This window comes from Eubacterium ramulus (assembly GCF_045002895.1).
GTDB lineage: Bacteria > Bacillota > Clostridia > Lachnospirales > Lachnospiraceae > Eubacterium_I > Eubacterium_I ramulus.
The window spans coordinates 607,339-621,546 of record NZ_CP173382.1; the positions used below are offsets into that span (position 1 = coordinate 607,339).

General features: G+C 37.2%; 12 protein-coding genes and 2 tRNA genes. 11 read left to right on the forward strand and 3 right to left on the reverse strand.

The genetic code is table 11. The annotated features are described in order from the left end of the window. Nucleotides 1–2: 2 nt before the first annotated feature. Nucleotides 3–1,127, forward strand: coding sequence for a type III-A CRISPR-associated RAMP protein Csm5 (csm5, locus tag ACIRUQ_RS02745; RefSeq protein WP_055290824.1), 1,125 nt, complete (start codon nucleotides 3–5; stop codon nucleotides 1,125–1,127). 296 nt (nucleotides 1,128–1,423) lie between these two features. Here csm5 and ACIRUQ_RS02750 read toward each other — a convergent pair. After that, nucleotides 1,424–1,542: transfer RNA gene (locus ACIRUQ_RS02750), tRNA-OTHER, on the reverse strand. Between the two features lie 1,586 nt (nucleotides 1,543–3,128). Between ACIRUQ_RS02750 and cas1 the strand changes: the two genes are divergently transcribed. The 9 genes from cas1 (at nucleotide 3,129) to ACIRUQ_RS02795 (ending at nucleotide 11,908) form a co-directional block, all read left to right on the forward strand. Then, complete coding sequence (gene cas1 / locus ACIRUQ_RS02755; RefSeq protein WP_055290826.1) at nucleotides 3,129–4,133, forward strand: CRISPR-associated endonuclease Cas1; 1,005 nt, start codon at nucleotides 3,129–3,131, stop codon at nucleotides 4,131–4,133. 26 nt (nucleotides 4,134–4,159) lie between these two features. Continuing rightward, entirely contained in the window at nucleotides 4,160–4,477 is a 318-nt protein-coding gene (gene cas2 / locus ACIRUQ_RS02760; protein ID WP_055290828.1) for a CRISPR-associated endonuclease Cas2, read from the forward strand. Nucleotides 4,478–4,495: 18 nt separating this feature from the next. Then, nucleotides 4,496–5,821 (forward strand): type III-A CRISPR-associated CARF protein Csm6, encoded by a 1,326-nt coding sequence (gene csm6 / locus ACIRUQ_RS02765; protein WP_055290830.1) that lies wholly within the window; start codon nucleotides 4,496–4,498, stop codon nucleotides 5,819–5,821. A gap of 54 nt (nucleotides 5,822–5,875) precedes the next feature. Then, nucleotides 5,876–6,088: a hypothetical protein gene (locus ACIRUQ_RS02770; protein WP_055290833.1), complete on the forward strand. Its 213-nt coding sequence runs from the start codon at nucleotides 5,876–5,878 to the stop codon at nucleotides 6,086–6,088. A gap of 51 nt (nucleotides 6,089–6,139) precedes the next feature. Then, the gene (locus tag ACIRUQ_RS02775) at nucleotides 6,140–6,982 is read left to right on the forward strand and encodes a hypothetical protein (RefSeq protein WP_055290835.1); all 843 of its coding nucleotides are present in this window, start codon (nucleotides 6,140–6,142) and stop codon (nucleotides 6,980–6,982) included. Between the two features lie 40 nt (nucleotides 6,983–7,022). Beyond that, nucleotides 7,023–7,214, forward strand: coding sequence for a hypothetical protein (locus tag ACIRUQ_RS02780; protein WP_156331002.1), 192 nt, complete (start codon nucleotides 7,023–7,025; stop codon nucleotides 7,212–7,214). 1,198 nt (nucleotides 7,215–8,412) lie between these two features. Next, nucleotides 8,413–9,423 (forward strand): site-specific integrase, encoded by a 1,011-nt coding sequence (locus ACIRUQ_RS02785; protein ID WP_055290839.1) that lies wholly within the window; start codon nucleotides 8,413–8,415, stop codon nucleotides 9,421–9,423. A gap of 105 nt (nucleotides 9,424–9,528) precedes the next feature. Further along, nucleotides 9,529–10,377, forward strand: coding sequence for a hypothetical protein (locus ACIRUQ_RS02790; protein WP_055290841.1), 849 nt, complete (start codon nucleotides 9,529–9,531; stop codon nucleotides 10,375–10,377). Between the two features lie 220 nt (nucleotides 10,378–10,597). Continuing rightward, a complete protein-coding gene (locus ACIRUQ_RS02795) occupies nucleotides 10,598–11,908 on the forward strand; it encodes a tyrosine-type recombinase/integrase (RefSeq protein ID WP_207642790.1) in 1,311 nt (436 codons plus the stop codon). Between the two features lie 56 nt (nucleotides 11,909–11,964). Here the strand turns inward: ACIRUQ_RS02795 and ACIRUQ_RS02800 are convergent. Together ACIRUQ_RS02800 and ACIRUQ_RS02805 are read right to left on the reverse strand one after the other, a co-directional pair. Then, a tRNA-Leu gene (locus tag ACIRUQ_RS02800) sits at nucleotides 11,965–12,049 on the reverse strand. A 198-nt stretch (nucleotides 12,050–12,247) separates the two neighbouring features. Continuing rightward, nucleotides 12,248–13,237, reverse strand: a complete 990-nt coding sequence (locus ACIRUQ_RS02805) for an alpha/beta hydrolase (protein WP_055290845.1) — start codon at nucleotides 13,235–13,237, stop codon at nucleotides 12,248–12,250. Nucleotides 13,238–14,017: 780 nt separating this feature from the next. Between ACIRUQ_RS02805 and ACIRUQ_RS02810 the strand changes: the two genes are divergently transcribed. Further along, on the forward strand, nucleotides 14,018–14,197 hold the full coding sequence (locus ACIRUQ_RS02810; RefSeq protein WP_055290847.1) for a hypothetical protein: 180 nt from the start codon (nucleotides 14,018–14,020) through the stop codon (nucleotides 14,195–14,197). Nucleotides 14,198–14,208 lie beyond the last annotated feature (11 nt).

The following is a 14,208-nucleotide window of genomic DNA, read 5'->3' on the forward strand; positions in this document are numbered from 1 at the left end:
TGATGAATGAGTATTTAAAATGTTATAAAGTTAAACTACATGTGTTATCTCCCGTTCATATTGGTTCTGGAACAAAAATAGGAAAAAAAGAGTATATCTATATGCCATGGAATCATCAGGTAATTATTCCAGATATACAAAAAATGTATGCAGAATTACAAAAGAAACATCTGGAAAAAGATTTTGAAACATATATGTTAGACACAAGAACAAAAGGTTTGGCATTAGGCAAATGGCTTAGTACACATAGGTTTCAGAGCGAAGATTATGATAAATGGACGTTGTATGAAATGGATGCAGGTGAAGCTTTTGCAAATAGAGAATCTGCACCGCCTAAGGAAATTGATACCTTTGTAAAAGATACTTATGGTATGCCGTATGTGCCTGGCAGCAGTATAAAAGGTATGATACGAACAGCATTGATATCATGGGAAATTCAGAGAAATCCGGAAAAATATGAAAAAATTCGACAGGTAATTATGCAGAAATCCGGAGAACGGGCAAATCGAAAACAATGTTTATTGCGTGAAACAAAAGAATTGGAAAAAGAGATATTATATACGTTGAATCGTTGTGAAAAAAGTGCAGGAAATGCTGTAAATGATAATCTGTCTGGATTGCATGTAGGTGATAGTGAACCAATTTCGCTGGAGCAATTAACCTTGAGTCAAAAGATTGATTATTCATTGGATTATAAAGAAAAGCCGTTGCCACTTTTACGTGAGGCATTAATCCCTGGTACAGATATTTGCTTTGAAATATCGATAGACAGCACGATATGTCCATATGATATGGAGGATATTATAGAAGCATTGAATTGTTTTCAGAAAATTTGTTATCAGTATTTTTATTCCAGATTTCGTAGAGGAACAACGAAGGAAAATATTGTCTGGATTGGTGGCGGATGTGGTTTCCTGTCAAAGACGATTGTATATCCTTTACTTGGAAAAGATGCTGTGCGGGTAGTAGACAATATATATAAAAATACTCTTGGTCCAAATTATATAAAACATAAACACTCTAAAGATATTTCTTTGAGATTAGCACCACATGTATGTAAATGTACTAAGTATCAAGGTAAATTATATGATATGGGAATGGCGCAAATTGAGTATGAAAAAATATGATTTTGCGCCGATGCCTGTAAAATCAATGGATTTGTCCGTTTAATAGCACAATTTTAATGAAAATTATCTGGTTTGCGGGTTTGCGCCGCAAACTGGATAATGAGCCCAGTATCTTTGCGGGATAGCAGGGAGAGGGTAGATATATAGATTCCCCGTGGAGGGGACGAGAACTTCAATTTGTTCTTTTGTTTGTCTTTTAACTTTTAGTAGATATATAGATTCCCCGTGGAGGGGACGAGAACATTTACATACATTAGAAGCAAACGCCATAGAAGCGTAGATATATAGATTCCCCGTGGAGGGGACGAGAACACCTAGTTGTTTTGCTATCGTATCAGCTGCATCTGGTAGATATATAGATTCCCCGTGGAGGGGACGAGAACAGACCAGTGCGCTACCACTGCGCCACTTCCCCATAAGTAGATATATAGATTCCCCGTGGAGGGGACGAGAACTGATAAACAGGCAATTGGAACTTCCAAACTATATCGTAGATATATAGATTCCCCGTGGAGGGGACGAGAACAAATAAGTCCCTGTACCTTTGTTCTAACTCAATTAGGTAGATATATAGATTCCCCGTGGAGGGGACGAGAACTGATTACTAATGCATGAACGAAGATACAGGTATTTGTAGATATATAGATTCCCCGTGGAGGGGACGAGAACAAAATACTGCAAAGCTGTCCATGCACAATATTCGTAGATATATAGATTCCCCGTGGAGGGGACGAGAACAATTCTGAAAGATAATCTGCTCTTTCCTGTAAATAGTAGATATATAGATTCCCCGTGGAGGGGACGAGAACAATCATATCTTTCATATCATCACCTAAAAGTTTTTGTAGATATATAGATTCCCCGTGGAGGGGACGAGAACATTGCTTTACTGCTCTCATAGTATTAAACATTGTAAGTAGATATATAGATTCCCCGTGGAGGGGACGAGAACTTACTTCTTCACAATCATCTATTGCTTCTTCCATGTAGATATATAGATTCCCCGTGGAGGGGACGAGAACAAGTATTCGCATCTTTCTTGTAATAATTTTTTTGTCATGTAGATATATAGATTCCCCGTGGAGGGGACGAGAACTATTCTTTTGTTATAGCCAAACTTTTTAAGAATTGGTAGATATATAGATTCCCCGTGGAGGGGACGAGAACTCATCGATAATACAACCTAATGTATTTGCTGAAGGCTTACGTAGATATATAGATTCCCCGTGGAGGGGACGAGAACGACAGAGTGCGTGCAGACTGGAAGAAGTCAACTTTTGTTGTAGATATATAGATTCCCCGTGGAGGGGACGAGAACTTGATTTTTCATATCTACACCTACTTTCTGCAATATACGTAGATATATAGATTCCCCGTGGAGGGGACGAGAACAAGCTCATCATTCATGTATGAAGCAATATCATTCATTTCCGTAGATATATAGATTCCCCGTGGAGGGGACGAGAACTAAAAGTTTTTTAACTGTCATAAACTGTAAATTTGTAGATATATAGATTCCCCGTGGAGGGGACGAGAACATTGTTCTTGTTACCATGTTTTCTTTTCTTGCCATTTGGTAGATATATAGATTCCCCGTGGAGGGGACGAGAACGCAAACGGGAACACAGTAACACAGGTAAAGAGAACGTAGATATATAGATTCCCCGTGGAGGGGACGAGAACGTGTCCCTTGCTTTCAAGCGTTAATCCTCTTTTTCGTAGATATATAGATTCCCCGTGGAGGGGACGAGAACAACGGCAGACTAAAAGTAGTCTTGATGATAGTTTCTAGTAGATATATAGATTCCCCGTGGAGGGGACGAGAACGAAAGAATAGATTTTCCATCAACAGTAGGTATGCACAGTAGATATATAGATTCCCCGTGGAGGGGACGAGAACTGATTTTTGCCTCCGATAATTTAATGTTGTGTGGTAGATATATAGATTCTCCATAAGGGGACAATACGAAAAAACAGTTAGAGTAGAGAGAGGGAAAGACTATGAGTTATTTGTATGTAAGTGAACAGGGGGCAAGTATCGGTATTTCCGAAAATCGATTTCAGGTGAAATATAAAGATGGCTTAATAAAAAGTGTGCCTGCAGAACCGATGGAAGTAATATCTGTGTTTGGAAAGGTACAGATTACAACACAGTGTATGGAAGAATGCTTGAAAAGAGGAGTAGATATATTGTTTTATTCGATTAATGGGGCATATTATGGAAGATTGATTTCAACATCCCACGTTAATGTGCAGCGTCAGAGAAAGCAGGCAGAAATAGGAAAAAACGAGGATTTTAAACTAACATTTTCCAAGAAAATTATTGATGCAAAAATACGAAATCAGATTGTTATTTTGAGACGTTATGCAAGAAATAAAAACGTAGAGATTGAAAGATCCGTTATTGAAATGCAAAATATGTATAAAAAATTACTAATAGCGGAGAGTGTTGAACAGATAATGGGATATGAAGGAACGGCAGCTAAAATTTATTTTCGAACATTGGGAGCATTGATAGAACCGGAGTTTAAATTTTCTGGGCGTTCAAGACGACCACCTATGGATCCTTTTAATTCAATGATAAGTCTTGGTTATTCAATAATGATGAATGAATTATATGGAAAAATCGAAGCAAAGGGACTAAATCCATATTTTGGTTTGATGCATAAAGACCGGGAAAAACATCCAACACTTGCAAGTGATTTGATAGAAGAATGGAGAGCTGTATTGATTGATTCGACAGCATTGAGCATGTTAAATGGACATGAATTATTAGTGGATGATTTTTATTCAGGTATTGAGCAGCCGGGAGTTTTTCTGGAAAAAGAAGGATTCAAAAAGTATATTCAGAAATTGGAAGGAAAATTTCGAGCAGAAAGCAAGTATTTGTCATATGTGGATTACAGTGTAAGTTTTAGACGAGCATTGGACTTACAAATCGGACAACTGGTAAAGGCAATTGAGACAGAAAATGCAAATGAATATCGTCCGATTTTGATTCGATAATATGGTTGGTGTATGAGGATGCAGGGATGGAAAATTATTTTTGGAATACAGAAATACTAAGTGATAAGAAAAAACTTTATATTTTGGTTATTTACGATATTGTAGATAATAGACGGAGAGTTGCTTTTGCAAAGAAGATGAATGGTTATGGATTTCGGGTACAGAAATCAGCATTTGAGGCAATGATTACAGAAAATTTATACCGGAAGTTGCTTGCAGAGATACCACATTTGATTGATAATACAAGTGATACCGTAAGGGTATATAAAATCCGAGGAATGGGAGAAGTAAATTTGTTTGGATTAAGCCATAGAATTGAAGACGAAGAGGTTATTATTTTATAGAATTTGGAGATAGTAAGAATGGATAAAATAATTTTATTTACACCAGTGGGAGGAACGGATCCAATATCTTCTACGAATTGTAGAGATGGTTCCATGTTACATATTTGCAGAAATTATAAACCAGATAAAGTGATTATGTATATGTCGAAGGAAATGCTGGAGAATCAGGAAGCAGATGACAGGTATCGTTATTGTCTCAATCGTTTATCAAAATTGCAACAGCATGAGATGAAATATGAAATTGTTGAACGTAGAGAATTAACAGAAGTGCATGAATTTGATTATTTTTATGAGGATTTTCGTAAAATAATTCATCAGATATATGATGAGATGGATGAAACGGACACATTACTGTTAAATGTATCTTCTGGAACACCCGCTATGAAAAGTGGACTTCTTGTATTGCAGACATTAGGAGAATTTCCGGCAAAGATGATTCAGGTGGCAACTCCGGAAAGAAAAATTAACGAGCATATCCATAAAAATTATGATGTGGAATTATTGTGGGAGTTAAATGAGGATAATGAAGATGGTTCTCCGAATCGGTGCAGGGAAATAAAATGTCCGACATTATCAAAAATAAAAAAGGAAGAAATTATAAAGAAACATATTTTGGCATATGATTACTCAGCCGCTTTGGAAGTTACTGATACAATGCAGAAAGATGAAGTAGAATCATATCGTGATTTGCTTTATATGGCATCACAGAGAATGATGTTGGATTTCGAAAATGTTGATAAAATGATTCGAAAAACAGGAATTCAGTGTTTGCCAGTACGAGGAAGTGGTGAGAGAAAATATTTTGAATATGCCTGCAATATGGAAATACGCCTGAAAAAGAAAGAGTATGTGGATTTTATTCGTTCAGTTACACCATTAATTGTAGATTTATTTGAGCTGATTTTGAAAAAAAGATGTCATATAAAAATAGACGATTATTGTAGGCTTAGTACAAGGGATGGAAAGGGGCATCGCAGGTGGTCAATGCAGCAGTTGAAAGATACAACTGTGTTAAAGATATTAAATGATGGATTTGCTGGAAAATTTAATGGGCAGGATATTTCTTCAAAACATTTGAAGGTATTAATTGAGAGATTAGATACAGACCAACATCTAATAGAATTGGTGAGGGATGTTCGTTCCGTAGAAGATAATGTTCGGAATCTGGCAGCACACCAGATTATTTCTGTAACAGAAGAAAAAATACAGAAGCTGACAGGATTTTCCAGTGATAAAATCATGGAAATGATAAAAGAACTATTCAACTACACGGGAATCAATATAAAAAAAGAGTATTGGGATTCATATGATGAGATGAATAAAATAATTATATCTAAGATGTAGAAATAAAGAATACTTATGTAGTATTAAAGTACAGATGATAAGGAAGGCGACGGAATGAAATTTTGGGATGATGAAGTAGATAACGGTATTGACAGTATGTTTGATTGGGATCGAGATGGAGAACTTGACAGAGTAGAGAAAATGAATGAGTTGGAGTGGCTGACAAGCCCTGACGAGGAAGAACCGGAAGATGAAGATCTCGACGATGAGGATGAATTTGACGAAGACGATGATTTTGACAGTGATGATTTTGATGACGATTTTTAATATGAATTAACAGATTTTTTATGAAGAATCGATAAGGGAAGTGAATGAGTTATGTTGAAAAAATTATTGGCAGGGGTGCTGGCAGCATTAATAGCTGGAAGTGGAGCAGGTGCAACAATGACACCTGAGCAAGAGCAACAGCAGGCAGATCAGATTGCAAAAGATTATGTCAAAGAATATGTTTCGGATATGCGAGCAGAAATGAAAAAAGGCGATTTGGAAAATTTGAAGGTATCGTACAGCAAATGTTCTGCTGAGGTATGCGGAAAAGAATTTGATCTGAGTCGCAGAGAGCGGGCAGATTATATTTATTATTATCAGGTTGGGTATGGCTGTGAAGATCTGAACAAGAAATATGCTATTATGACGACCCGAGATGGAGGATTAAAGGAATTCGTGGATATTATGCGCGATCTGAAAGAGTTAAAGTACGATGTAATTGATTCGCATGATATAGATGACCCATACGAAACAGAGATTAATGATAAAACCATACAGGTTTATATTGTCAATGATCAGTTTATGCCGCGTATTATGGTTTCTGATGCAGAATCTGGAACAAATTATGAAATGTGGTCAGATTATACGGGAGAGAGCCTGTATGTGAATAATGAATCTGTATATCATTACACTGCACCTAGAGATACATTTAATTCTGGAACAGGATATAAAAATAATAAAAAGGATTCGTCTACTTCATCAAATAAAAAGAAATATAATTATAATTCCAGCAGTTCATCCAAACACAAATATACGTATTCTGATCCATATGATGCGGAAGACTATGACAATGCAGATGATTTTGCAGAAGAGTGGGCGGAAGAATTTGGCGATGGTGATTACGATGATGGGTATGATGATGCCTATGATTATTGGGAAAATGCCATGGATTAATGTTGCTTAGAAAGGGGATACGGTGGTTGCTACGGAGAAAATGGAAGAATTAGATAAGGCGACTGATACTATGAATTTAATGCATGAAATAGATATATATGTTTTGCTGCAGAAAATAAAGTATGCTGATGAACGAGATGCTGTTATTGATGAAGCACTCAAAGTGTCGCGGTTCAAATTAGAAAATGTATGGAAACTAGATGCAAAATTGTTGAATGAACTTAACAAATAAAGATGGAAAATAGGATGTCAGAATTTGGCATCTTATTTTTTTGAAAAAATATATCAACAATAAGAGCATTTTATTGTAAAGAAAATCGAAAGGTTCGGTTATTGAGCGTTTCGCTTTTGTCATATATATGACATTTTTGCAAAGCTGGTAATATATGCCGCTGGTTGAAATACGACAAATATATGACACGAAAATAATATTCCGACATATATATGCCACTGTTTAAAGTACGACAAATATATGTCACAAAAACAAATAGATCGACATATACTTGCCACCGATTGAAAATATGACAAGTATATGCCACAGAAGAAATGAAAAAATGCATGAAGAGAAGAAAATGCACACTTATATTTGGTCGGAAGAGTAGTGAGAGGCCAGAAACGGTTTACTCGTTTATATGCAGGGAGGCGTGGAGCCGACCTAAATATATGAACGAGTAAACCGTTAAGTGTGGGTAGAAGCGGTGTAACCAGAGCGTGCAGTAGAAGAATTTTATAAAATTTATTCAGAAATTTAGTAAGAAATTAAAAATTTGAATTAGAAAGGGACAAAAATGGCAGTCAAAAATTTTTTATCTTTCATACTATATATGTAACAAGATAAATGGAGAAAAACAGATGCGACATTGAAACAATGAAACATCAGCAAAATGTCGAAAGACATCAAAAGGAAAGCACGACATCGGCTTTGTAGATGTCAGCAGATTAAATGATCTGCAAAATGGAGTAGACGGTGGTTGACCGTCTAAACCGTCGACGCGGCGGAGAAAAGTATTTGAGTATCGTACTTAAAAAACAGATGCTCTCTGGCAAATGCTAGAATTAGTGAATGGGAGATGTCATTTCCTTAAGAAAAATGACCCAGATCGCGCATATCTGGAACTGTTTGTCGTAAAACAAGCATAAAATGCGGCAGGAATCTCAAGCCCAAAGATTTCGGTATGCATACTAATTAGGTAATAAGCGGATTAGACGTATTTGCACGTAGTGTTCCGATGAATACCGAAAGAGGTAATGCTATCACAAAATCGTAATCGAGACTGCAGACGCAAGCAGTAAAAACGCGTTATGAAAGTCATACGCCGGACTTGCCGAAAGAATTGGTTCAAAAAATGGCGTAGCGGAAGTCTTTGATAAAAGGCATTCTGCGGCAATTGTTTTAACAAAAATTTCTGAGAAAGGAGGGAGCAGGTAAAATGGGAAGAAATAAATCGAAGTATTACAAAAGGACACTTCATCAGCAGGCTTATGACAAGCTTCAAAGTATGATTGCTTTTGGCGAGTCAAAAGCAAATGCGAAAAAGAACGGAGCAACTGGAAACAAAATATATTCAAAAAGTACTTATCAGACGTATAAAAAGCATATCAATTATTTTGTAAAATATATTATGAAAACGCATCCGGAAGTTAAAAGTATGAAAAAAGCAAAAAAATATGTTGCAGAGTGGTTGGAATTGAGAGTTGCAGAAGGATGTTCCGCGTGGACGATTAACTTGGAAGCGGCAGCACTTAATAAATTTTACGAGATTGCGCCAGATGATCCAAAGCGATTTCAATGTCCACGTAGAAACAGAGTAGATATCAAAAGAAGCCGTGGTCAGAAAGAGCGAGATAAACATTTTGCCAAACTGACGAATGAAGAACTGATTCATTTTTGCCAGGCCTGCGGATTTCGGCGTAACGTACTTGAGCGTCTGCGTGGGGATGATCTATATGATCGCCAAAGAGTGGAGCAGTGTTTGCTACAGGCTAGAAAAGAACATGATATGTCTATGACCAAAGCGTGTGAAGATGCATTACACTTTTTTTCGGATCAGGAGTATTTCATTTTGCATCGCAAAGACAAAGGTGGGAAGACAAGACTTGCACCGATTGTAGGCCCACATAAAGATGAGATTATACGCAGAATGCAGAATACAGCCCCGAATGATTTAGTGTGGAACTATATAAATAGCAACTGTGATGTGCACGGATATCGGTCAGATTATGCGACGTATTTGTACAAGCTGTATGCAAGACCAATTAAATCATTGGATTACAAAAAGAAAATTTTATGTGCGGATGGAAAGTTACGTTCAGAAATTTATGTGTGCAGATCCGATGAGAAAGGTAAAAAACTTGACCGAAAAGCAATCAGGGCTGTGAGCGTTGCACTTGGACATAATCGCGAGGATACCGCAATTACAAGCTATATTCGTAATTTGTGATAGAAGTATGAATGGTGACAAAAACAAACAGTAACAGTGTAATTTGATAACTTTGTAAACGTATACGCGTAAACGTTTACATAATAATTTGAAAGGATAAAAGCAATGAGTCGAAAAGTAACTGATGAAGTAAAAGATGAAAAGAAACCGAAAAGTATTAGGATGAGAGATACTACAGATACGTATCTTGAAGATACAATTGTATCATATATAAACGAAACAGATCCTAAAAATGAGCAGAGAGAACTCGCACTGATAAGAATTTTGGACATCGCTAATGCTGAAAAAACGCGAGGTACGCATCCAGAATTAGAGCCTGTCCTGACAGCGGTTGATCAGACTCTTGTAACTTTGGTGAAACAGATTAATGCTGTTGTTGCTGGACAGGATAATACGATTACGGAATTGAGAAGTCAATTATCTGATGCAATTGCGTTGAAAAATAAGATCCGCGATGAAGCCGATGCGCAGGTAACAGATGCAAAATCTAAGTTAAAAGAAGCAGAGTGCATGGCAGCGGCAAATGCTGATGTGGTTGAACAGGCAACAAAAGATGCGGAAGAAGCAAAAGAGTATGTAGATACCGTTGTAAAATTGGCAGCAGAAAAAGATGTAACAATTGCAAATCTGAAAGAAAAACTTGCATCAGCAGAAGAAAAGATGATTGAGTATACGAAAATGGTAGAAACAGAAAAAGACTATCAGGGGCGTATACAAGAATTGGAACGTGCATTACTGGAAAATGAGAAAAGCCATGAGTTGAAAATGCATGAGTTACAGTCAGAAATGAAGCAGAAACTATCCGAAGCTGAAAGCAAAGTGCAGATGGAAGTGTTTCAGTCTATATCTGATACGGAGCGTGAAGTAAGAAATATGTATGAAGAAAAACTCAGAGATGCAGACAAAGAAGTGATCAGATTGCAGATTCAATTGGAACAGTTGAATTCTAAGTAATTGACTTTGAAATTATGCTAGGCATATAAAACAAATTTGTGCCTGATTTATCGAATGTAATCAACAAAATCCGAATTGAAAAATAAAATTAGGATTGACATTTGGTAAAATAGATACAAACATATGTTTTGTATAGAAAAAAGCAGTCTCACGATGGAAGGAGTGATACAAAACGACCAATATTTCAATATTGGACGCCTGTGCAATCTTGAAAAAGCTGATGTTTTTTCATACAGATGCAGAAGCACTGTCGAATATTGAATGTCGTGCTAGAGAGAAAACGTTAGACAGTGTGCTGAATGAGATTAAAAATATGGAAAAAGAATATTATTTAGCACAGCATAATTATAAAATCTACTATTCAGAAAAAGATCAGCGATATCGTACTTATGTAAAAAACGATGATGAGAAACGAAAACCGCTGACATCGACAACCCTTGAGGGGCTCGAAAAAAAACTGGTAGTATTTTATAAGAAAAGAGAAGAAGCGAAAGTTTTAGAACGACCAACATTTGAAATATTATATCCGATGTTTCTGAAATATAAAGAAAAAGAAACATCCTGTGCCAATGCTCACAAGCTTAACTGGGTATGGGAAAAGTATTACAAAGAAGATGCATTGGTTACAAAGTATCTTGACGAAATCACGGTAGCATTTTTAAAAGAATGGTATCTGGACAAAATTGAGCAGTTGCATCTGACAAATAAGCAGTTTAAAGAAATGAAATCACTTTTGAACATGCTGTATGATTATGCAATCGATTCAAGCATCATAAAATATAATGTTTCACGAAATGTTCGAAATATATCCTATAAAAAATTTGCACAGCCAAAGAAAAAGACGGCAGAAGAGCAGATTTTTATGGGAAAAGAAGAAACATCCGTTATTGAGTTGGCCATGAAACAATATAAAAAAACAAAAAATGTCGCGTATCTGGCAATTGGTTTGAATTTTACGTTAGGATTACGTGTTGGAGAACTTGTTGCGTTGAAAAAAGAAGATTTTTCTGAAAAAGTAGTACATATTCAACGTCAGGAAGTAAAAAAGTATATACATGATGAGTCTGGGGCGGTAAAACGTGATGGATATGAAGTTGTGTGGTATACAAAAACAAGAGAATCCAATCGTGAAATTGTACTTACCAGCAATGCAAAGATATTTTTTAAACTGATATGTCAGATCAATGAACAGAAAGGGTTCTGTTCGGAATATCTGCTTTTAAATGCGCAGGGGGAACGGATGCACAATGATGCAATCAATAATACACTGCGCAGAATCAATAAAAAAATTGAAACATCACAAAAAGGAAATCACAGTATCAGAAAAACGTGTATTTCGAATTTAGCAGCATCGAAGCTTTTGTCAGATGAAGAAATCAGAATGTTTGCAGGGCATAAAGATATTTCTACGACACAGCAGAGTTACATTTTTGCAACGGAACCGCTGGAAGATAGAGTATCTGCCTACGAAGCGGCAATCAGTGGCAAAATGCCGGATGTGAACGTGTTCAAGGGTGTTCAAACAATTTAAAAATAAAAAAAGCGCGGAAGCCTTGATTTATAAGGCTTCCGCACCAAATTAAGTAATGCGGAAGATGGGACTTGAACCCACACGATTGCAATAATCACAAGATCCTTAGTCTTGCTCGTCTGCCAGTTCCGACACTTCCGCATTTGCCATTATGTAGTTGTTTCAAACGACTTGATTATAATAACAAAATAAGTATAAAATGTCAAGCTATATTTTTGAAAATAATCTAATAAAATATACCCCTGATCATACGTAATACTGCTGAAGCTGAAACGAGGCAATTTTGTAATCCGAATTAGGTTAGTAAGTGGCCCCAGGTGATTTAACTTCCGATGTAGTTCACTCTAAGAAAGTAAAGACATCATCCCAGTATTCCTCGCCCAGTAGATACATTGCTTCTCCGTGACCTGCACCTGGGGCCGTGATTTTTTCTTTGTTATTACCAGGTTTTGCCTGATATAAAATATCCATCATTTCATATGGAATGAAATCGTCTGCGGTACCATGAATGAACAACATCGGCTTTTTGCAGTTTTTTACCTGATCCAGAGCGGATGCTTCCTTGAAGGAATAGCCGGCTTTGGTGCTGGCAAAGAGGTTAGCTGTATACATCAACGGGAATTCCGGCATACCAAAGCGGAGTTTTAATTCACTGGAAAAAATATCCCACACGCTGGTATAACCGCAGTCTTCTATAAAGGCAACTACCTGATCCGGGGTATCTTCACCAGCTGTCATCATGGTTGTGGCAGCACCCATGGAAATACCGTGAATAACGATTCTGGCATCGGAATCCTGAGCGACGATCCAGTTAATCCAGGAAAGGATATCCTTTCGGTCGAGCCAGCCCATGCCAAGGTAATTGCCATCTGTATCTCCACAGGCACGAAGATCCGGTGTCAATACCTGATAATTGCGAGTATAGTAGTGCTGAGCCAGGCTGGTTGCACCGAGATGGTCACCGCGGTAGCCATGCAGGGCAATTACCCAATCATGGGATTCGCCATTTGGATAATAAACACCATTGCAGTGAATATCATCTTCAGTTGTGATTTCAACCGTCTGTCCCGGATTTTCAGCAAGAAAAGCTTCGTTTGCTTCCTGCTGAGCAATTTTGCCTTCTGCGATTGTACGTTCTGTATCATCGGCTGTTTCCGGAATTTCCAGGGCAACGGTTCTGTTTCCACCGTCACCGGAACGACCAATGGAATAATTCACAAGATAATTTCCGGCAAAGAGGGAAATCAGAACAAATAGTGCAGCTAGAATTGCTATGATGATGAGTATAACTTTTTTGATGCTGAGTTTTTTCTTTTTTGTTATTTTCATGTATATAAAAACCTTTCTTTCATATTTGTTTGGGTATCAAACCATTATAATATACATGATTGATGAAATATCTTCAAGAAAATATTATCCTTGCCAAAGATATATCCAAGACCCAAGCAGGTTAAGCCGAAACTTACCACAGCTATAAAGTCAATAATACTCATGGCTTAGCCAGCCTTTCCAGTGGATTCCATTTCGGGTTTCTATGTAATCAGAGGGGTTCTGAGTGCCGGTGGCACTCGTTTAGCACCGACCGAAACGGAGTGTAGAGTTGCAGAGATGCACAGAAGAATATGTCATGCGTTGTATGACGTGCATCTCGCAGCAAGAATGCCGAGGGCATTCTTGAACATATTGTGCAAAGATTATCTATGCGGAATAAATGTAACATCACAACAAAATAACCGTTAATCATACGAAAAGAGGAAATCGATATCCAACAGGAACCCAACCTGTCAGGAGTCGGTTCCCTCTTTTTTTGTCTTCCGATTAAAGCACGAAAAAATTTTTAAAAAATCCAAAAACTTCGATGAATCAAGAAAACAAGGGAATTTAGTCTGTAGCCAAAACGTGCAGCGATGCACACAAACGTGAAAATTTATTGACAATGCGGGGAGGGTGGTTTATAACTAATGAAAAGTGAAAGAAACTAACTAATGATTACAGAAACTAACCAAAGGAAATGATAGGTAATCAGAGAAAACTAGTGCTAATTACGGAACATAACGACAGAAGAAGGAGGGATAAAAATAAGAGAAAAAGAGAGGAGAGAGAAAAGAGATGAAAAAAGCAGCAAAAAAATTGCTGACATTTGTGATGGCAGCAGCGATGCTGATCGGCAGTGTTCCGATGTCAGCATTTGCAGCAGATACAGATGACAGCTCAGGTTCCAATGCAGATGTTGCATCTACTGGAACAGAGATGGAAACTTTTCGGACACGATTTGGAAGTAAAAGTTGAAAATAGAACAG